At 59.9% G+C, this 20,724-nt stretch carries 19 protein-coding genes; 12 read left to right on the top strand and 7 right to left on the bottom strand.

The genetic code is table 11. The features are described from left to right. The first annotated feature begins 12 nt into the window (after positions 1–12). The 9 genes from treZ (at position 13) to KGD89_RS11320 (ending at position 12,426) form a co-directional block, all read left to right on the top strand. On the top strand, positions 13–1,827 hold the full coding sequence (gene treZ / locus KGD89_RS11360) for a malto-oligosyltrehalose trehalohydrolase (protein ID WP_025259904.1): 1,815 nt from the start codon (positions 13–15) through the stop codon (positions 1,825–1,827). Beyond that, entirely contained in the window at positions 1,817–3,895 is a 2,079-nt protein-coding gene (malQ, locus tag KGD89_RS11355) for a 4-alpha-glucanotransferase (RefSeq protein ID WP_025259903.1), read from the top strand. Before treZ ends, malQ begins: the two co-directional genes overlap by 11 nt. Then, positions 3,892–6,675, top strand: coding sequence for a malto-oligosyltrehalose synthase (locus KGD89_RS11350; protein ID WP_025259902.1), 2,784 nt, complete (start codon positions 3,892–3,894; stop codon positions 6,673–6,675). The genes malQ and KGD89_RS11350 overlap by 4 nt, the downstream gene beginning before the upstream one ends. Before the next feature lie 17 nt (positions 6,676–6,692). Further along, entirely contained in the window at positions 6,693–7,046 is a 354-nt protein-coding gene (locus tag KGD89_RS11345; protein WP_025259901.1) for a DUF2934 domain-containing protein, read from the top strand. 161 nt (positions 7,047–7,207) lie between these two features. Further along, entirely contained in the window at positions 7,208–9,391 is a 2,184-nt protein-coding gene (gene glgX, locus KGD89_RS11340; protein WP_025259900.1) for a glycogen debranching protein GlgX, read from the top strand. After that, positions 9,388–10,398 (top strand): acyl-CoA/acyl-ACP dehydrogenase, encoded by a 1,011-nt coding sequence (locus KGD89_RS11335; RefSeq protein ID WP_025259899.1) that lies wholly within the window; start codon positions 9,388–9,390, stop codon positions 10,396–10,398. Before glgX ends, KGD89_RS11335 begins: the two co-directional genes overlap by 4 nt. A 2-nt stretch (positions 10,399–10,400) precedes the next feature. Next, entirely contained in the window at positions 10,401–11,159 is a 759-nt protein-coding gene (locus KGD89_RS11330; protein ID WP_025259898.1) for a PIG-L deacetylase family protein, read from the top strand. Then, the gene (locus KGD89_RS11325) at positions 11,156–11,755 is read left to right on the top strand and encodes a class I SAM-dependent DNA methyltransferase (protein WP_025259897.1); all 600 of its coding nucleotides are present in this window, start codon (positions 11,156–11,158) and stop codon (positions 11,753–11,755) included. The genes KGD89_RS11330 and KGD89_RS11325 overlap by 4 nt, the downstream gene beginning before the upstream one ends. Further along, on the top strand, positions 11,752–12,426 hold the full coding sequence (locus KGD89_RS11320) for a glycosyltransferase (RefSeq protein WP_025259896.1): 675 nt from the start codon (positions 11,752–11,754) through the stop codon (positions 12,424–12,426). Before KGD89_RS11325 ends, KGD89_RS11320 begins: the two co-directional genes overlap by 4 nt. On the opposite strand, the gene KGD89_RS11315 is transcribed toward KGD89_RS11320, so the two are convergent. From KGD89_RS11315 to pcaD, 4 genes are all read right to left on the bottom strand, one after another. Further along, a complete protein-coding gene (locus tag KGD89_RS11315; RefSeq protein ID WP_025259895.1) occupies positions 12,381–13,460 on the bottom strand; it encodes an alpha/beta hydrolase family protein in 1,080 nt (359 codons plus the stop codon). The two genes, KGD89_RS11320 and KGD89_RS11315, sit on opposite strands and share 46 nt — an antisense overlap. 306 nt (positions 13,461–13,766) lie before the next feature. Continuing rightward, a complete protein-coding gene (locus KGD89_RS11310) occupies positions 13,767–14,378 on the bottom strand; it encodes an FMN-dependent NADH-azoreductase (protein ID WP_025259894.1) in 612 nt (203 codons plus the stop codon). A 74-nt stretch (positions 14,379–14,452) separates the two neighbouring features. Continuing rightward, the gene (locus tag KGD89_RS11305) at positions 14,453–15,412 is read right to left on the bottom strand and encodes a LysR substrate-binding domain-containing protein (protein ID WP_025259893.1); all 960 of its coding nucleotides are present in this window, start codon (positions 15,410–15,412) and stop codon (positions 14,453–14,455) included. Positions 15,413–15,475: 63 nt separating this feature from the next. Beyond that, complete coding sequence (gene pcaD, locus KGD89_RS11300; RefSeq protein ID WP_025259892.1) at positions 15,476–16,267, bottom strand: 3-oxoadipate enol-lactonase; 792 nt, start codon at positions 16,265–16,267, stop codon at positions 15,476–15,478. 116 nt (positions 16,268–16,383) lie between these two features. Between pcaD and KGD89_RS11295 the strand changes: the two genes are divergently transcribed. Further along, the gene (locus KGD89_RS11295; protein ID WP_025259891.1) at positions 16,384–16,728 is read left to right on the top strand and encodes an MmcQ/YjbR family DNA-binding protein; all 345 of its coding nucleotides are present in this window, start codon (positions 16,384–16,386) and stop codon (positions 16,726–16,728) included. Here KGD89_RS11295 and KGD89_RS11290 read toward each other — a convergent pair. After that, positions 16,693–17,157, bottom strand: a complete 465-nt coding sequence (locus KGD89_RS11290) for a DUF1294 domain-containing protein (RefSeq protein WP_371856566.1) — start codon at positions 17,155–17,157, stop codon at positions 16,693–16,695. The genes KGD89_RS11295 and KGD89_RS11290 overlap by 36 nt on opposite strands. Before the next feature lie 2 nt (positions 17,158–17,159). Then, the gene (locus tag KGD89_RS11285; RefSeq protein WP_025259889.1) at positions 17,160–17,990 is read right to left on the bottom strand and encodes an undecaprenyl-diphosphate phosphatase; all 831 of its coding nucleotides are present in this window, start codon (positions 17,988–17,990) and stop codon (positions 17,160–17,162) included. A gap of 235 nt (positions 17,991–18,225) precedes the next feature. Here KGD89_RS11285 and pnuC point away from each other — a divergent pair, with 235 nt between their 5' ends. Together pnuC and KGD89_RS11275 are read left to right on the top strand one after the other, a co-directional pair. Continuing rightward, on the top strand, positions 18,226–18,789 hold the full coding sequence (gene pnuC, locus KGD89_RS11280; RefSeq protein ID WP_025259888.1) for a nicotinamide riboside transporter PnuC: 564 nt from the start codon (positions 18,226–18,228) through the stop codon (positions 18,787–18,789). After that, positions 18,786–19,319, top strand: coding sequence for an AAA family ATPase (locus KGD89_RS11275; RefSeq protein WP_025259887.1), 534 nt, complete (start codon positions 18,786–18,788; stop codon positions 19,317–19,319). Before pnuC ends, KGD89_RS11275 begins: the two co-directional genes overlap by 4 nt. Here KGD89_RS11275 and KGD89_RS11270 read toward each other — a convergent pair. After that, entirely contained in the window at positions 19,307–20,632 is a 1,326-nt protein-coding gene (locus tag KGD89_RS11270) for a sigma-54 dependent transcriptional regulator (protein WP_025259886.1), read from the bottom strand. The two genes, KGD89_RS11275 and KGD89_RS11270, sit on opposite strands and share 13 nt — an antisense overlap. Positions 20,633–20,724: the final 92 nt, after the last annotated feature.

Genomic DNA, 20,724 nt, shown 5'->3' with positions numbered 1-20,724 from the left:
AGGGGTTACTGGATGCCTGTGCGTACAGACGATAGCGGGCGCCACGGCGCCGTTTTGTTGAACCCCGAACACACCCGGTTCGCCATTTGGGCACCGGATGCCCAGAATGTAAGTGTCGAACTGGATGATGGGCGATCCTTGAGTATGGAAGCACAGGAGGACGGCTGGTTTGCCGTAGAGGCCCGCTGTACCGCGGGCTCTCGCTACCGCTACAAGATCGACAGGGAACTGGAGGTGCCAGACCCGGCGTCCCGCGCCCAGGTCGATGATGTGCACTCCCGGAGCATCGTGATCGACCATCAGGCCTATCAGTGGCAACACAGCCACTGGCAAGGCCGGCCCTGGCATGAAGCCGTCATCCAGGAAGTTCATGTGGGCGCACTGGGCGGCTATGCCGTAGCGGAGAGCCATCTGGCGCGTCTTGCAGAGCTGGGCGTCACTGCCATCGAGTTGATGCCGATTGCGCAGTTTCCCGGTGATCGTAATTGGGGATACGACGGGGTACTGCCTTATGCACCCCAGTCATCCTATGGCACACCGGACCAACTCAAGCACCTGATAGACACAGCCCACGGCCTTGGCCTGATGGTGATTCTTGATGTGGTCTACAACCATTTCGGCCCGGACGGCAATTATCTGGGCAGCTACGCCAAAAGCTTCTTTCGCAGCGATGTGAAGACGCCATGGGGCGATGCCATCGATTTTCGTCGACCACAAGTTCGCGATTTCTTCATCGATAACGCCTTGATGTGGTTGCTCGACTATCGCTTCGACGGGTTACGCCTGGACGCGGTGCATGCCATCAAGGACGACACCTTTCTGCCCGAATTTGCCCGACGTGTACGCCAGCAGATCAGCAAGGACCGGCATGTCTGGCTGAATCTGGAAAACGAATTCAATCAGGCAGAACTGCTCGAACAAGGCTTCGATGCCCAGTGGAACGATGACGGGCACAACACTCTGCATGTCCTGCTGACCGGCGAAACCGATGCCTATTATGCGGATTTCGCTCAGGAGCCGACCCAGAAGCTGGCGCGCCTGCTGAGCGAAGGTTTCGTCTATCAAGGTGAAGCGACCCAGCATGGCCATAACCGGGGCGAGCCCAGCGGGCACCTCGAACCCAGTGCCTTCGTCCTGTTCCTGCAGAATCACGACCAGATCGGCAATCGCGCCCTGGGCGAACGACTGACCCAACTCTGCTCTGCCCCCGCGCTCAAGGCGGCGACCGCACTGCTGCTGTTATCCCCGATGATCCCGTTGATGTTCATGGGCGATGAATGGGGAGCAACTGAGCCTTTTCTGTTCTTCACCAGTCATCATGGGGAACTGGCCGACGCCGTTCGCGAGGGACGACGAAAAGAGTTTGCCGCTTTCGCAGCCTTTGCCGATGAAGAACGCCGCGAGCACATCCCCGATCCCAACGATCCACAGACCTTCACCGCCTCACGTCCCGATTTCGATGCCATCGAACCGCAAACCGATAAAGGCACCGAGCACCGAAACTGGCTGCAGCTCTACAGGCAATTGCTGAGTATCCGCCATCGCGAGATCGTCCCGCGTCTGCCGGGCACACGCCCATTGGGCTGCGAAGTGCTGGGCGATGACGCAGTCAGTGCGCGCTGGCGAATGGGCGACGGCAGTGTCCTGCGCATCGATCTGAATCTGGGCAAACACCCGGTACTGGCGTCTGGACAGGAGAGCGCTACGATTCTCTTTACCACTCAGTCACATCCGGTAGAACTTTCCCCAAAGGGCACCCTCAATCCTTACATGGCCATTGTCAGCCTGACAGCAAGTGATGTTCTGGAGGAACAGGATGAGCAATGAGCAATTGGAGAGACTTGCCACTGAAGCAGGCTTGTCGGTGCACTGGGTCGATGCCAACGCTCGCCCACAGACAGTCAGCCCCCAGGTCTTGCGCAAGGTTCTTGAAGCCCTCGGTTATCGGGCAGACAGCAGCGAAGCCATCGACGCCAGCCTGCTGCAGTTGCAAACCGCACGCCACGGTGCCAACGCCCCGCCACTGCTGACAGTGGATCATGGCAAGAATCTGGACCTGTCGGAGTGGTTCGAGCCCGAGACCCCTTTCGTCCTGCACCTGGAAGACAGTTCGCGACTGGCCGCCAGACTCACCTCAAACGCCGAACTGCCAGCCCTGGCAACCATCGGCTATCAGCAACTGGAGATAGCCGGTCAGCACCTGACCATCGCTGTCGCGCCAGACGCTTGCTTCAGCATGGCCATGGCCACCGATGTCAAGACGCCTCGCACCTGGGGCCTGACGGTGCAGTTGTACGGTTTACGCCGCGAAGGCGATGGTGGATTCGGCGACACCCAGGCGCTTGAAGCCCTGGTGCGTTCGGCGGGCGAAAGAGGCGCCGATGCTCTGGCGATCAGCCCCATCCACGCCATGTTCGCCAGCGACCCGCAACGCTACAGCCCTTATTCCCCTTCCAGTCGCCTGTTCCTCAACAGTCTTTACGCCTCGCCAGGCATGATCCTTGGCGAACGTGCCTGGCGACAGGCCATTGAAGACGCTGGTGTGAGCGATGAATTCAAGCGTCTGGAAGACCTGCAACTGATCGACTGGCCTGCCGCCGCCAGTGCCAAATGGAAAGCCCTCCACGCACTCTATGAAGCGTTCAGCACCGGTGCACATCCGCTGCATGAAGACTTCAACAGTTTCCGTCATACCGGCGGTGAAGCTCTGGAAAACCATTGCCGCTTCGAAGCCCTGCGCGCTGAAAGCCAGAACATGGGCATCAGTGACAACTGGCATGAATGGCCGGACGAGCTCAAAGAACCACGCAGCGAAGCCATTGCCCTGTTCGCCGCAGCCCATGGCCCGCTGATCAGCTTTCATGCCTTCGCGCAGTGGCTGATTGCGCGCAGTCTGGAGCGTGCGCAGGTTGCTGCGCGTAGCAGCGGCATGCGTGTCGGCCTGATCGCTGACCTGGCAGTGGGCGCGGACGGTGCCGGCAGTCAGGCCTGGGGTCGCCAGGACGAACTGCTGTCGGCACTGACCGTTGGCGCACCACCGGATATTCTCAATCGCTCAGGACAAAGCTGGGGCATCTCGGCCTTTTCTCCCGAAGGGCTGAAACGCAATGGCTTCCGGGCCTTCATCGAGATGCTGCGGGCCAACTTCGCCCATGCCGGCGGCCTGCGGATCGACCACGTGATGGGCCTGCAACGCCTGTGGGTCGTGCCATTGGGCTCCCCTCCCAGCGAAGGTGCCTACCTCAACTATCCCCTGGACGACATGCTGCGCCTGCTGAGCCTGGAGTCCTGGCGTCACAAGGCAATCGTACTCGGGGAAGACCTGGGCACGGTCCCCGAGGGCCTGCATGAGAAACTCTCGGCCCGGGCGATTCTGGGCATGCGCGTCCTGCTGTTCGAGCAGAATAACGGCCACTTCAAACCTATCCTCGACTGGTCGGACGAAGCGCTGGCAACCACCAGTACCCATGACCTGCCAACCCTGACCGGCTGGCTGAGCGAACTGGACATCGAATGGCATTCGCGTCTTGGCCATCTCGACGAACAGAGCGAGCGTCACTGGCGTGAAGAGCGAGCCCGTGAATACGATGGCCTGCGCCGCGCCCTGAGCCAGAACAATGACAACCTGCCTGCCGATACCGAGGACTTCACCCGCCTCATCGATGCCGGGATCCGTTATCTGGGTCATACCCGGGCACCGCTGGTGCTGTTGCCCATGGAAGATGCACTGGGCGTTCATGAACAGGCCAACCTGCCCGGCACCATCGACAGCCATCCAAACTGGCGGCGCCGCTTCAATGCAGAAAGCGCTACCCTACTCGACAATGAAGACGCTGCACGACGACTGGAATTGCTGTCCCAATCCCGGCTGCAAGCTGCGGAGCGTGACCGATGAGCATGCCCCTTCAACCCCTGCGCGCCACCCAGCGCCTGCAATTCCACAAAGACTTCACCCTCGACGACGCCGTGCCATTGGTGCCCTACTTTGCCAGCCTGGGCATCAGCCATATCTACGCCTCGCCACTGCTCAAGGCACGAGCCGATTCCATGCATGGCTACGACGTGGTCGACCCGACGATCATCAATCCGCAACTGGGCGGCGAACCGGCACTGCGCCGTCTGGTGGAGGCCCTGCGCGCCCACGGCATGGGCCTGATCCTCGATATCGTTTCCAACCACATGGCCGTCGGTGGCGCGGACAATCCCTGGTGGCTCGACCTGCTGGAATGGGGACGCGGCAGCCCTTACGCGAACTTCTTCGATATTCAGTGGAACTCTCCCGATCCGCTGCTGGAAGGTCAGTTGCTGCTGCCTTTCCTGAGCAGTGACTATGGCGCGGTGCTGCAGGCCGGCGAGATTCCGTTGCGTTTCGATGCGCAGCACGGCTCGTTTCACATCGAACACTATCAGCATCATTTTCCGGTGACGCCCACCACCTACGGTCCACTGCTGCATGCCAGCGGCCACCCGCAACTGACCGAACTGGGCCAGCGTTTCGGCGCACTGAATCAATACCCCCAGGCTTACGAGCGCGCCCGGCAGGCCAAGGCCGAGCTGGCGGAACTGGCCAGGGTGCCGGAGATCCGTCAAGCCATCGAACAAGGGATTGCCCGGTTCGATTCAAGAGAGCACGAAGGCTTCGAGCGTCTGCATCACTTGCTGGAGCGTCAGCATTACCGGCTGGCAAGCTGGCGCACCGCTGCCGATGACATCAACTGGCGGCGCTTTTTCGACATCAATGAACTGGGCGGTCTGCGGGTCGAGCGGCCCATGGTTTTCGAGGCCACCCACGGCAAGATTTTCCAGTTGATCGAAGAAGGTCTGGTGGACGGCCTGCGTATCGACCATATCGACGGGCTCGCCGACCCTCGCGGCTATGGCCGAAAACTCCATCGCCGGGTGCAAGGGCTGCTCAAGCAACGCCCTGCTCATGCGCAGATGGAACACCTGCCGATTTTCGTCGAGAAAATCCTCGGCCCCGATGAGCCACTGCGCGACGACTGGAGCGTGGACGGCACCACCGGTTACGAGTTCATGAATCAGGTGTCTCTGCTGCAGCACGATCCCAAAGGTCAGGCCCCTCTGGCCGAACTCTGGAACCGGCTGACGAAGCGCACGGCCGACTTCGATCAGGAAGTCCTGGTGGCCCGTGATCTTGTGCTGCATGGCACCCTTGCCGGAGACTTCGAGAATCTTGCACAAGCGCTGCTACAGGTGGCGCGCAGCGACCTGATGAGTCGTGACCTGACGCTGGGAGCCATTCGCCGTGCGCTGCTGGCGCTGGTAGTGAACTTCCCGATCTACCGGACCTACATCAGCGCCTGCGGGCGCTCGGCAGAAGACGATCGCTTCTTCGAGCAAGCCATGCAGGGCGCACGCACCAGCCTCAACGAAGGCGACTGGCCGGTGCTGGATTACCTGCAACGCTGGCTGGGTGGCGAGCCCTGGCGCAAGCTGCCACGCGGACGCCTGCGCGATCTGCACCGCAAGGCCTGCGTACGCTTTCAGCAACTCACCTCCCCCGTGGCTGCCAAGTCCGTGGAGGACACCGCGTTCTATCGCTCGGCAGTGCTGCTGTCGCGTAACGACGTGGGCTTTCATCCCCAGCACTTCAGTGCCCCGGTGGAAGCTTTCCATCAGGCCTGCCAGCAGCGTCATGAGAAGTTCGCCAACAACCTGCTGGCGACCGCGACCCACGACCATAAACGTGGGGAAGATACCCGCACACGACTGGCCGTGCTCAGTGAGTGTGCAGGCTGGTATGCCGAACAGGTGGAGCGCTGGCGGCAATTGGCGGTGCCGCTCAAGGGTGAAGAGCCGACCATCAGCGCGGGCGACGAGCTGATGCTCTATCAAGCCCTGCTGGGCAGTTGGCCGCTGGAGCTGGAAGGCGAACAAGCTCACGAAGCGTATGCCCGGCGCATGGTTCAGTGGCAGGAAAAAGCCCTGCGCGAAGCCAAGCTGCAAAGCAGTTGGGGAGCGCCCAATCAGGCCTACGAAAGTGCCTGCCGGGAATTCCTGCAACGCCTGCTGCTGGCACCCGAAGCCCTGGCGCTGCGCCAGTCTCTGGGCGCCACTGCCAACCGTATTGCAGCCGCCGGCGCGCTTAACAGCCTGGCGCAGACCTTGCTGCGCATGACCGTGCCTGGCGTGCCGGATCTGTATCAGGGCACCGAGTTCTGGGATTTCAGCCTCGTGGACCCGGACAACCGTCGTCCGGTGGACTACAAGGCCCGCGAACAGGCACTGGCCGAGTCTGCAAAAGCCAGCGAGCTGCTGAGCGACTGGCAGGACGGCAGGGTCAAGCAGGCATTGATCGCGCAGGTGCTGAATCTGCGCGCCGCACATTCAGAGCTGTTCAGTCACGGGGAGTATCTGCCCCTGGAAGTAACGGGCAGTCATGCAGAGCATGTAGTGGCTTTCGCTCGTGTATGGGAGGGCGAGCGCGCCATCGTTGTTGTTCCACGCACAAGCAGTGAACTATTGGGTACTGCGCAAACTCCATTCATTAATGCTGCCAATTGGGGCGATACACGAATCATTCTGCCATTCGCTGATTCACATCCAGACTGGAAGGGCCTCTTTTCTGACGTCATAGCCATAAATGACAGGGAAATACAGCTCAGTGCAGCGCTCAAGGAATTTTCTGTAAACCTGCTTATTCAAACTATGTGATACCTGGGAGTGTCGAGATGAGTGCCGACGAAAAAAGAATCCGCGAATTTGCATATCAGATATGGGAATCGGAAGGGAAGCCTGTTGGGCATGAACAACGCCATTGGGAAATGGCACGCAAACTGGCAGAAGCCGAAGCACTGGCTCCGGATAAAACCAGTGCCAGCAAAGCCAACAAGCCCAAGCTGCCCAAGGTAGACACAGCGCCCAAGACTGCGCCTTCCAAACCGGCCGCCAAGGCAGCACCGGCAACCAAGCCGGCAGCAGCACCCAAGGCAAAACCCGCTGCAAAACCCAAATCCACCCCTGCCCAGGCAGAGCAACCGCCAAAGCCTGCGGCGAAGAAACCCCGCAAGCCACCGACAACCTGAAACCCTACAGGTCCAGTACCAGCCCACTGCCGCAGATGTCGCGCCAGATCGAGACGTGACCTGCGGCAACCCCGACATCTCTCTTCAGCAGTATTGAAGCTGTCAGGTTTCGATAGCGGTTTCGGCTGCCCGCAAAGTCATCATCGAGTCAGGAAGGAATCATGAATACAAAGTCCAAAACCGTGAAAAGCGATACTTCGACGACTCACGAAACACCAGCCGGCTCGACCTCACGCATTCGTGAAGGGCTGCCCTTCCCCCTCGGCGCCAGTTGGGACGGTCTAGGGGTCAACTTTGCGTTGTTCTCCGCCAACGCGACCAAGGTAGAACTGTGCCTGTTCGACTCCAGCGGCGAGGTGGAGCTGGAGCGTATCGAGCTGCCGGAGTACACCGATGAAATCTTTCACGGCTACCTTCCCGACGCGCATCCCGGCCTGATCTACGGCTACAGGGTCTATGGCCCTTACGACCCGAAGAATGGCCATCGCTTCAACCACAACAAACTGCTCATCGACCCCTATGCCAAACAACTGGTCGGCGAATTGAAATGGTCGGAAGCCTTGTTCGGCTACACCATCGGCCACCCGGATGGCGACCTGAGTTTCGATGAGCGTGACAGTGCGCCTTTCGTGCCCAAGAGCAAAGTCATCGACCCGGCCTACACCTGGGGCCGCGACCAACGGGTCGGTACGCCGTGGGACAAGACCATTCTCTATGAAACCCACGTACGCGGTTTCACCATGCGCCACCCTGCCGTACCGGAAGAATTGCGCGGCACCTTCTCCGGGCTGATGGTCGAGGAAGTCATCGATCACGTGCGCAAGCTGGGTGTGACTGCGGTCGAGCTTCTGCCGGTGCATGCCTTCGTCAATGACCAGCACCTGCTGCACAAAGGCATGACCAACTACTGGGGCTACAACAGCATCGCCTTCTTCGCCCCGGACCCGCGATACTTGGCACACGGCAAGATCGCCGAGTTCAAGGAAATGATCGCCCACATGCACCATGCAGGGCTGGAGGTGATTCTCGATGTGGTCTACAACCACACCGCAGAAGGCAATGAGCTGGGGCCGACCCTGTCCATGCGCGGCATCGACAACGCCTCGTATTACCGATTGATGCCGGACGACAAGCGTTTCTACATCAACGATTCAGGCACGGGCAACACTCTGGACCTGAGCCATCCTTGCGTCTTGCAGATGGTCACCGACTCCTTGCGCTACTGGGCGTCGGAGATGCATGTCGACGGTTTCCGCTTCGACCTGGCGACCATTCTGGGCCGCTACCACGACGGTTTCGATGAGCGCCACAGCTTCCTGGTCGCCTGTCGCCAGGACCCGGTCCTGCGTCAGGTCAAACTCATAGCCGAGCCCTGGGACTGTGGCCCCGGCGGTTATCAGGTGGGTGGCTTCCCGCCGGGCTGGATGGAGTGGAACGACAAATTCCGCGATACCGTGCGGGCCTTCTGGAAAGGCGACGACAATCAACTTGCCGACTTCGCCGGGCGCATGACCGCCTCGGGAAATATGTTCAATCAGCGCGGACGTCGCCCTCAGGCCTCGGTGAATTTCATCACCGCCCACGACGGCTTCACCCTGCATGACCTGGTGTCCTACAACGACAAGCACAACGAAGCCAACGACGAGAACAATCAGGACGGCAGCAATAACAACCTGTCCTGGAACCACGGCGTTGAAGGCCCGACGGACAACCCTGAAATCAACCAGTTGCGCCTGCGCCAGATGCGCAACTTCTTCGCCACTCTGCTGCTGGCCCAGGGCACGCCGATGATGGTCGCCGGCGACGAGTTCGCCCGCACCCAGCACGGCAACAACAATGCCTACTGCCAGGACAGCGAGATCGGCTGGGTCAACTGGGACCTGGATTCCGATGGCAAGGCCCTGCTCAAGTTCGTCAAGCGTGTGATCAAGCTGCGCCAGAGCTATCCGATCCTGCGCCGCAGCCGCTTCCTGGTGGGTGACTACAACGAGGAAATCGGGGTCAAGGATGTCACCTGGCTGGCGCCGGACGGCAATGAAATGAGCGTCGAACAATGGCATGACAGCAACGCCCGCTGCCTGGGCATGCTGATGGATGGCCGCGCCCAGGAAACCGGCATTCGTCGCCCAGGTGCCGATGCCACCCTGCTGCTGGTGGTCAACGCTCACCATGAAGGTGTGGACTTCACCTTCCCGCAGGTCCCCGAAGGCACGCATTTCACCTGCCTGATCGATACCAATCAGGAGGACTTGCGCAGCAAGGAGCAGTTCGACTTCGGCTCCCACTACACCGTAACGCCACGCTCACTGCTGCTGTTCGAGCTGCAACGTGAAGATCAGTCATGACCCAGGCACTCAAGGAGTTTCTCGACTGGCGCAGGCACGGCTATGCCGATACGCAGGCGCTGGGCGAGTGCCTGCGGGCATTGGTGAACGAAGGTCTCGATCGTCTGCCGATGCCCGCCAGTGGCAGGACCCTGGAGCGCTGGCATGCGCTGGCGGGTGTAGCCGCTCATGATCTGGGGTTGTGCAAACTCTACGAAGGCCATACCGATGCCCTGGCGATCATGCAAGAACTGGGTGCCGAGCCGCCCGGGCCCGGAACGACCTGGGGCATGTGGGCTGCCGAGCCGCCCAACGCCAGGGTCAACCTCAGCGGCAAGGCCGATTCGCTGCGCCTTGATGGACGCAAGGCCTGGTGTTCGGGCGCTGCGGTATTGAGCCACGCCCTGATCACCGCCTGGGATGAGGACAATCGTCAGCAACTGGTTGCCGTTGCTCTCGATCAACCCGGCATTCATATCGCGGCCGCCGGATGGCGCGCCGTCGGCATGGGGGCAACGGGCAGTATCGACGTTCAATTCGAGCATGCCAGGGTATCGCTGGTCGGCACGCCCGGTGAGTACCTGTCACGTCCAGGCTTCTGGCAGGGAGGCATCGGCATTGCGGCTTGCTGGTATGGCGCTTCGGGCGCACTGGCGCAGCGGCTTTTATCACAGGCCGGCAAGGAAGAACCCCATGCCCTCGCCCATCTGGGTGCGGTGGATGTGGCGTTGTACAGTGCAGCTCAGCTCCTTGAGGCAGCAGCTGCAAGCCTGGATCGGGCACCTGCCGAGCATGCCGAACAACTGGCCCGACGTTGTCGTGCCCATGTCGAAAACACCGCCGAACAGGTCATCCATCATGTAGGGCGGGCGCTGGGGGCAACGCCCTACTGCAAGGACGCCCATTTCGCCCGCCTGATGGCCGACCTCCCGGTCTTCCTGCGCCAGAGCCACGCCGAGAAAGACCTGGCAGTGCTGGGGCAACTGGCAGGCAAGACATTGAACAGCCCATGGGGTGCAGCCTGGTAGCCATGAAGAAAAAACTGATTGCCGGTCGCGGCACCAGCCTCAAAGCCTGGAATGCCTCACAGAAACTGGCCGCAGTACCCGTCATCAGTGCCGATCTGCTGGTACCGCCCCACTCACGGGCCGTCATTGTCGCGCCTCACCCGGATGATGAAGTCCTGGGCTGCGGTGGCCTGATGTGCCAACTGGCGCAACTGGAGCGGAGCCTGAAACTGCTGTCGGTCACCGACGGCAGTGCCAGCCATCCCGGCTCGCAACTGTGGCCCACAGAGCGCCTGAGCGTGATCCGCCCTCAGGAAAGCGCCGAAGCCTTGCGCCGTCTCGACTTGCCACTGCATCGCCTGCAATGGATTCGTGGCGGCTTCCCTGACGGTGCTGTCGCCATTCAGGAGGAGAAACTGGAGAAGTTCATCGAACGCTATCTGTTGCCCACCGATGTGGTGTTCACCACCTGGGCCGAAGATGGTCACCCTGATCATGAGGCGGTCGGTCGGGCCTGCGCACGGGCCTGCGCCACGGTCGGCGCCAGACTCAATGAAGTACCAGTCTGGGCCTGGCACTGGGCAAGTCCAGAGGATGACCGCCTGCCCTGGGAGCGTGCCCGCAAGGTCTTGCTGGACCCCATGACCATAGCCCGCAAGCGCCATGCGGCCCATGCCTTTGCCAGCCAGTTGCAGGGAGATCCGGACATCGGTCTTTCGCCGATATTGCCTGCCGGGATTCTTGAACGATTGCTGCAACCTTTCGAGGTGGTTTTCATATGAGTGTCACGGAGCAGTATTTCGATGAGATTTTCAGGGACAACAACGACCCCTGGGCTTTCAAACAGCGCTGGTATGAGCGCCGCAAGCGCGCCCTGACCCTGGCCGCCCTGCCCCGCGAGCGATATGCCGCGATTTTCGAGCCCGGTTGCGCCAATGGCGAACTGAGCGCCGGACTGGCCGAGCGTTGCGACCATTTACTGTGTTGCGATACCTCGGCCCTGGCCGTGGACCTTGCCCGTGAACGCCTTGCACCTTTCAAGCACGCTCGCGTGCTGCACGCCCGGCTTCCGCAACAATGGCCAGAGGGGCAGTTCGACCTGATCGTATTCAGCGAACTGGGCTACTACCTGGATCTCGAAGACCTGCAGCGCTGGATCGACTGTGCGCTGGCCTCCCTCAAACCCGACGGCCAGCTACTGGCCTGCCACTGGCGACCCGAAATCAAGGACTGCCCTCTGGATGCCAAGCGGGTTCATGAGGTGCTGGACGAGCGCTTGAAGATGCCTCGCTTGCTCAGTCATCACGAAGATGACTTTCTGCTGGATCTCTGGAGTCACGATCCAGCTTCAGTGGCCACTCGGGAAAATCTCCGTTGATTGGTATTCTGATCCCGGTGCACAACGAAGAGAAACTGCTCGGAGCCTGCCTTGAGAGCCTGCTCCAGGCCAGCAGGCACCCGGGCCTGAATGGTGAGCAGGTCACCATTCTGGTGGTACTGGACAGTTGCACCGATCACTCGGCCGATATCGCGCTGGAGTACGGCGTCATCACCCTGGATGTGGCTGCACGCAATGTCGGACAGGCACGCGCGGCAGGCGCAGGCTATCTGCTGGAAAAAGGTGCCCGCTGGCTGGCCAGCACCGATGGCGACAGCAACGTGGCCGCCGACTGGCTGGTGGAACAACTGGCCCTGGATGCCGACGCCGTCTGTGGCACCATCACACTCCCCATGCAGGAAAACGGCCTGTCAGCCGCCGTGCAGACGCTGTTTGAACAGCACTATCAGCATCGCGACGGACATCGGCACATTCATGGTGCCAACCTGGGTGTGAGTGCTGCGGCCTATTTACGGGCCGGAGGATTCCCCTTGCTGACCTGCCATGAAGATGTTCACCTTGTACGGCAACTGGAACTCAGCGGTGCCCGCATCGCCTGGAGCTGCAGGCCAAGAGTCACCACCAGTACTCGCCTCGATCCACGGGCCAGCGGCGGTTTTGGCGACTACCTGAAGTCGTTGGCAGAAGGCAGCAGCGAGTCGGGCCATTGATGATGGGCTGTCTGCATACCGGAACGATCCTCGTCGGATGAGCCCAGCGAGCTGCTGAAAAACCGTACGGCTTCGGCACTGAGGGTGCGATGGATATCTTCGCGATCCACGCCTTCACGGTCGGTGCACAGCAGCGGCATGGTTGCCCGCTGCTCATCGCTGCACGGGGCCATGAACACGAAGTGTCCTGCACCCGCCAGCAGTTTGTAATCCGAGACTTGCGGCAGTTTGCGCGCCAGCGCCTCGGCATTCTTGTCGATGGGCAGCAACTGGTCGTCATCCCCGGCATACATCAGCACCGGCACATGCACATCACTCAAGGTGTGACGGCCGAACATCAGGCTCAGTGGCGCCATGAGCATCAGCGCACCCACTCGCGGATCGGCCTGGGCATGCAGGTCATCCCGGTCAGCCACCAGTTCCCCCTGGGTCTTGCAGGCATCGCGATCGTCGGGACGCTCCACGCAGTACTGGCGCAGACGCTTGAGGTCGGGCTGGGCTCCGGCCAGTATCAACGCTGTTTCGCCACCGGCCGAATAACCGATCACACCGACCTGACGTGAGTTGAGATAAGGCGACAGCATGGGGTCAAGCAAAGCTGCGCTGATGGCTTCGGAAATCTGCAGCGGACGACCGTAAAGGTTGCTCAGGCTGCCAAGACGGCTGTGATCGCGATAGTTATCGCCGGGATGCATCACGGCCACCACCACAAAACCCTGACGGGCCAGAGACGTTGCCAGATCGTGCAGTGCCAGCGGATTACCGGTGTTGCCGTGGGACAACAGGAGCAAGGGGAAGCGCCCCATGGCAATCGGTGCATCTTCACCGGCTTCAACCCGGTAACCCTGCAGCACGCTCACCTGCTCCGAACCCGTGGACGGGTAGAAGGCAAAAGCCTGCATCAGTTGCGAGTCCAGAGGGTCGGGAAAGCTCAGCTCATGAAAGCCTGCGCTCCACTCCTCATCTGCCTGCGCCTGCACTGAAATCAGGCCATTGAGCAGAATAACCAGCATCGCTGCACAAAGACGTACCATTTGAAGACTCATCCTTTGTAGTCCCGAACATTCCATTTCTGCGCCGATATCGAGCTTCATGCCCCGGCCACCCGGCTCTCACAGAAAATGAGAGTCTTTAAACACTAAATAGTGCATAAGCCGGGCCAGACTATTTTATCGGACGTCTGCGTTCCGACTGAGGGCCATGTTACTGCCGGACAGGTCCGCTTACCTGTAAGGAAGCTGTCAAGGTTTCAGGTTGCGGCGTATAGACAGCAAAAACCCGACAGCCCGGCACACATCAATGCGCCGGGCTGTCGGGTTCAAAAGCAGAAGTCGTGGCGATCAGGCCGCTGCGAACAGGCTCTCTTCAATGTGCTGTTGTGCGGCACTCATGGCATTGGCGCGAGGCTCTTCGCCATAAGCCAGGCCATGGGCGCGTACGAATTGCAGATCGGTCACACCGATGAATGCGAACAGGGCCTTGAGCAGCTCTTCATGACCAACGCCCGTTGGCTGGCCGACATGCAAGCCACCGGAGGTGGAAACGACGATAACTTTCTTGCCGGCGCACAGGCCTTCGGGGCCGGCCTCGCTGTAGCGAAAAGTGCGACCGGCAACGGTGATCCGGTCGATCCAGGCCTTGAGTTGGCTGGGAATGGTGAAGTTGTACATCGGTGCGCCCAGAATCAACACATCCGCGGCCAGAAACTCCTGCAAGATCGCCTCGTTTGCATCCACTTCCTGCTGTTGTGCGGCATCACGGCTTTCAGCCGGAGTGCCTGCAGCAGCCAGAGTGCCAGCCGAGAAATGGCTCAGGGCATCGCTGGCCAGGTCGCGGTAGATCACCTGGCTATCGACATTGATGGCCTGATAAGCCTGGGCAACACTACGGCTGAGCTGACGTGAGGCAGAATGGTCGCCAAGAATGCTGGAATCGATGTGCAGAACGGTCATAACGGACTTCCCTAAATGAGAATCGCCATCAGGCGATCAATAGCGAGCATCCTATACACAATTCCAATCATCAATTAGTCGGCAAAAATATGATGCTTCGTTCCATTTTCAGAACAATGAACATCTGCCGGATCGGTCTCGAACGTCTTGAAAGTTTCACCCAGGGTGTCCAGCAACGCTCTGACTGCCGGGAGCAAGCCACGGCGCGAGGCGAATACGGCGTGCACGATGCCGCACTTGGGCGGGGACCCGGCGAACAGCTCCACCAGCCGAGCATCCTGCAAAGCCTCTCGTACAAGAATTTCCGGAAGTTGCGCAACACCCACTCCGTGTAACGCAGCCTGGCGAATGGTTGTGAGGTCGGAACAGATCAGTTTGGGCCTGTGCCGCACCTCGGCATACTCACCATCTCCGGTGCTCAGTACCCAGCGATGCTCGTGAGTCGATGACGGAAAATCAAGGCTGGGCATGGCCGACAGCTCTTCAAAAGTGGGCGTGGCGGACAACTGGCTGGCCAGTGCCGGATGCGCAACCAGCCGCTGGGCACTGTGCCCGAGAATCTTGACCACCAAGCCGTCATCCTCCAGAGGCGGAAAGCGCACGCGCAAGGCGATATCGATGTTTTCCGTCAAGGGATCGACACGCCGATTGGAGCTTTCGACATGCACCTGAACCTTCGGATGGGCCACCATGAAGCGGGCGATGGTTTCACTGACGCCCATGGCTGCCAGCCCCGGAGGGCAACTGATGGTCACTCGCCCTTGAGGCTCGGCCATGGAACGGGCAATAGCTTCTTCAGCGGCCTCGGCCTCGACCATCATCGCGACACAGTGGCCGTAGTAATCACGACCGCTTTCGGTGACGGCAAACTTGCGTGTGGAGCGCTGAATCAATCTGACCCCAAGGCGCTCTTCAAGCCCTGCCACCCGGCGACTGAGCTTGGATTTGGGAATACCCAGCTTGCGACTGGCCGCCGCAAACCCCTGGCACTCGACCACCTGAACGAAATAGAACAGATCATTGAGATCAAACACCGCGCCACCCTCGCATTCTGAGTGGCGATTATGGCAGCGCTACGGGGGGCGGGACAGCGTGAGTCATTCGCCAGTCAGAAATGCCAGCACGGGCTGCGTGAACAACTCCCCCGCTTCGACGTTCGACAGATGCGCCGCATGCAGCTCGATCATCTGCGCGCCCTGAATACGCTCGATCATGAAGCGCCCGTCCGCCGGTGTGGTCACGGCATCATGAGTGCCACACACCACGAGAACCGGCAGGTTGATGGAGGCAATCCGGTCACGGAAATCGGCATCGCGCACAGCGGCGCAGTTGGCAGCATAACCCTGGGGCGAGGTCTGCGCGAGCATGCCAACGATGCTTTCGACTTTTGCAGGCTCGGCCACAGCGAAATCAGGCGTGAACCAGCGCGCAATCGAGGCATCCCGCAGCGCGACCATGGCGTCCTTGCCATCGCGCAGTACGGTTTCGATGCGCGGGTTCCACACCTCCGGCGTACCGATCTTCGAGGCGGTGTTGCACAGTACCACCCGCTCAAGACGTTCGGGGGCATTGAGCGCCAGCCATTGGCCGATCAGGCCGCCCATGGACAGGCCGCAGAAATAAACCTTGTCGATGTGCAGCGCATCCAGCAGCGCCAGCACATCACGGCCATTGCGCTCGATACTGTAAGGGCCTTCGCTGACCAGCGAACGACCATGGCCGCGAGTGTCGTAGCGCAATACGCGAAAATGCCGGATAAATGTCGGAACCTGCGCATCCCACATGTGCAAGTCAGTGCCCAGAGAGTTGGACAACACCAGCACCGGCGCATCGGCCGGGCCTTCCAGCAGATAATTGAGCTCACCTTCAGCGAGTTGCACGGCAGACATTCCAGGCTCCTGATAGACAAAAGATGCACAGTAGACACAGACGCACGGTCAAACAATCCGCTCGGGGATTATTCGTGCGACTATCGAACAATTTAGAAAGGGAGGCTGCCGAAACCATGCAAAACGAAGAGATCGCCCGTTTCTGCCTGAGCTTGCCGGGCGCCCGTGAAGACTACAAATGGGGCGGCATGCACGTGTTTTCCGTTGCCGAGAAGAAGATGTTCGCGATCATAAACCTTGCAGGCCAGGGCCTGTCGTTCAAGGTCAACCAGGATCTGTTCCTGGGCTATGTGGATCGTCCGGGGATTCGCCCGGCACCTTATCTGGCCAGGGCCTACTGGATCAGTGTCCAGCAACCCCATGCCTTGAGCGACGAAGAAATCAGGGACTTGCTGACCCGCTCCCATCAACTGGTGGTCAGTAAACTACCGAAGCGCCTGCAAGTAGCGCTCAAGCTGTGAAAACCAGGGTTTGAACCAGCCACTGTCGAGAAACAGCTGATCGATCCAGAACAACTGATGCCCCAGCACGATCAGCCAGAACACCAATTGGAACGACACCTTGCGCGTCTTGTGCCGGAACACCTGTTGGCCCAGCAAAGCACCGGGCCAGCCACCCAACAGTTCTGTCAGGTGCAGAACGTTCTCGGGAGTACGCCAGCCACCGTTACCGGCCTGACGCTTGTCATGCCGGTAAAGCAGAAATGCCAGCAGGCTGACGAGCACATAAGCCGCAAGCACCAGAGGCATGCCTGACTGGAACCAGGAAATGCCTGCGCCATAGGCAGGCATCACACACAACAGCGCAAGGATAAAGACCTTGAGATTCAGCCCCTGAACCGGCGCCCTGCCCCGGTTCGGTTTCTGAGTCGATGAACGCTGCCGTGGCAAGGTCATGCCTTGGCAGCAGCCCAGTCGATCCAGCCAAACTGCCATGTGGCAAGGATCAGCAGGCCAAAGACGATGCGATACCAGGCGAACACGGCATAGCTGTGGGTGGCGATGAACTTGAGCAGGCCGCGCACGGCGATCATGGCAAAGATGAACGAGACAACGAAACCTACCGCGAACACTGCAAAGTCTTCAGGGCGGAACAGCTCACGGTACTTGTAGCCCGAATACACGGCAGCACCGACCATGGTCGGCATGGCCAGGAAGAACGAGAACTCGGTCGCGGCCTTGCGCGAGAGACCGAACAGCAGGCCGCCGATAATGGTCGAGCCCGAGCGTGAAGTCCCTGGAATCATTGCCAGACACTGCGCGCAGCCCACTTTCAAGGCATCACGCCAGGTCATGTCGTCGACTGTTTCAGCACGTATCACATGCTGGCGACGCTCGGCCCAGAGCATGATCACACCGCCAATCACCAGAGCAGTCGCGACGGTGATGGGGTTGAACAGATAGTGGTGAATCAGGTCGGCAAAAATCACCCCCAACACCACGGCCGGCAGGAAAGCGATCAGCAGGTTGATGGTGAAACGCTGCGCCTGTTGCTGTTTGGGCAGGCCCACGACCACGTCGATGATCTTGCGCCGAAACTCCCAGACCACGGCCAGAATGGCACCGAGCTGGATGATGATATTGAACGCCATGGCCCGTTCGCCACCAAAGCCGATCAAGTCGGCGACGATGATCTGATGCCCCGTACTGGAAATCGGCAGAAACTCCGTCAGCCCCTCGACAATACCCAATATCAACGCCTGAGTGGCGGTCCAAAGATCCATCATTCCCCCATAAAGCGCTGCCAGTGGCTCGCTCATTCGTGTTGTTTTGCAAAAAGGTTGTAACTATGGGCACCCGAACCTGAACAATTCTTGAAGAGGATGCGTAAAAGCGCCGAGATGCTAGCAGACCTGCGCAGGTAAAGCCTCACGCGACTTGTCGATGAGGCTCCCTGTCTTGCACAGAAGCGCTTACAATCGCGCGCCCACTCATCTCGACCACTCTCAGGGAGCCGCCATGTCCGGACTTGAACTCTTCGCTGCCGCCCTCGGCGTGATAGCAGTCTGGCTTACAGTGAAGCAGAACCCCTGGTGCTGGCCAATCGGCCTAGTGATGGTGGTGATCTATATCTGGATCTTCTTCGACGTAAAGCTCTACTCGGACATGCTGCTGCAAGTGATCTACGCCGGCCTGCAGGTGTATGGCTGGCTGCAATGGACCCGCCACGGCAATGGCCTGCCGGTACGGGCGGTCACGGTTCTGCCGGGCGCTCCGGTCTTGAGTGGCCTGGCAATCGGCGCTGTGATCAGCCTGGTGCTCGGCGCTTTCATGGCTCACCTGACTGATGCTGCGCAGCCCTGGCTCGATGCGGCACTCACCGGCTTCAGCCTCGTGGCTCAGGTGTGGATGGCGCAAAAGCGGCTCCAGTGCTGGCCCTTGTGGATCGTGCTGGACATCATCTTCGTCGGCCTTTTCGTTTACAAAGGGTTGTACCTGACCGCGGCGCTGTATGGGCTCTTTACCCTGCTGGCCGTGCAAGGCTGGCGTGAATGGCGCAACGATCTGGCGCTGGCGCGATGAAAATCCTGGTCCTGGCAGGTCCCGAATCCAGCGGCAAAAGCTGGTTGTCCGGCGAAATACACAAACGCTTCGGCGGTCTGGTGGTGGGCGAGTACGTGCGCCATTTCATCGAGCAGCAAGGTCGCGACACTGTCTACAGCGATATTCCCGACATTGCCCAAGGCCAACTGGCCTGGGAGGACACGGCCCGCGCTACCGCCCCACCGCTGCTGATTCTCGACACCCATCTGCTGAGCAATATGCTCTGGAGCAAGACCTTGTTCGGTGATTGCCCGCTGTGGATCGAGCAGCAATTGCTCAGCAGGCACTATGACCTGCATCTGCTGCTTTCCCCTGAAGGTGTCGACTGGATCAGTGACGGACAGCGCTGCCAGCCGCAACTGAGCGAGCGTCAGGCATTCTTCGAGGACAGTCGACAATGGCTGGAACACCATGGACAGAACTATCAGGTTATCGGAGGTAACTGGGAGGCACGCCGCGAGCAGGCACTGGAGGCCGTCACGCAGCTACTGATGACTCAGCGGATTTGATGCTTGTGCAGCAGCCGGTAGAAAGTCGGCCGCGAAATACCTAAAACCTTGGCCGCAACGCTGAGGTTGTCACTGTGGCGAGTCAATACATCGCACAACGCCTGACGCTCGGCCCGTGACTTGTAGTCATCCAGCGTCCCCATGCTGCTGGCAATGTCTTCTTCACCGAGCAGCCCCAGATCCGCCGCTTCGATCTGCCGCCCTTCGGCCAGCACCAAACCGCGCCGCACCCGGTTGGCCAGTTCCCGCACATTGCCGGGCCAGTCATGCTTGCCCATGGCGATCAGCGCGTCCTGACTGAAGTTGCGGGCGCGTCGACCGGTTTCCTGACTGTAGAAATGCGCAAAATGATTGGCCAGCATGGCCAGATCACCATGGCGTTCACGCAGAGGCGCAGTGCCAACCTGCAAGACATTCAGGCGGTAGTACAAATCTTCACGGAAGCGCTTTTTACGGATGGCGGTTTCAAGGTCCACATGGGTCGCGGCCAGCACCCGCACATCCACGGGAATCGCTTCGCTGCCACCGAACCGCTCGATATGCCGGTCCTGCAACAGGCGTAGCAGATGGGCCTGGGTTTCCATGGGCAGATCACCAATATCGTCCAGAAACAGCGTCCCGCCATTCGCAGCTTCGATGCGGCCGATCTTGCGCTCGAGAGCACCATTGAACGCACCTTTCTCATAGCCGAACAGCTCGGTGTGCAACAGATGCTCGGCAATGGCTCCGCAATTGACCGCAACGAACGGTTTGTTCCGGCGCTGCGACTGCATGTGCAGGGTACGCGCCACCAGTTCTTTGCCTGTGCCACGTTCGCCGCGGATCAATACCGGCGATTCGGTAGGTGCCAGCTTGCCCAGCAGCCGACGCAGCTCCCGGATAGGACGACTCTCGCCCAGCATCTCGTGATCGCCGCTGGACACTTGGTTAGCACCCTGCGCACGCAGACGCGCCATGCCATAAGCCCGCCCGAGAGTGACCTGCATGCGAGCCACATCGAAAGGCAAGGTATGAAAATCGAAGAACCATTCGCAGACAAAATCGCCGATTTTCTCGCGCCGCAAATCATTGGGTGCAAGCACGGCGATCCATTGTGTGTTGCTGCGGGTAATCAGTTCCTTGACCACTTCGGGGTGCTCGAAATGCTCAGGCATGAGACGAATCAGACCAACATCGCAACGCTGGTTGAGCGCCGCTTCCAGCGTATTACTGTCCACCGCCCAGCCGGCAGCCTGCAAGACAGGGATCAACTGATGACAATCATCACTGGGGTCAACAATCAATAAACGTCGTGTTTGGGCCGCTTCATGCATAGTAGATTCCCTTGGCGCCCGACATGGAGTGGAGTTATTAAAATCTTTTTATAAACAGTAAGTTGACGAGCCCGAATGTTACGTTAGCAAAT

The organism is Pseudomonas cichorii, assembly GCF_018343775.1.
Taxonomy (GTDB): Bacteria; Pseudomonadota; Gammaproteobacteria; order Pseudomonadales; family Pseudomonadaceae; genus Aquipseudomonas; species Aquipseudomonas cichorii.
The sequence above is the reverse complement of the archived record's forward strand: the minus strand, read 5'-3'. Positions and strand labels throughout refer to the sequence as shown.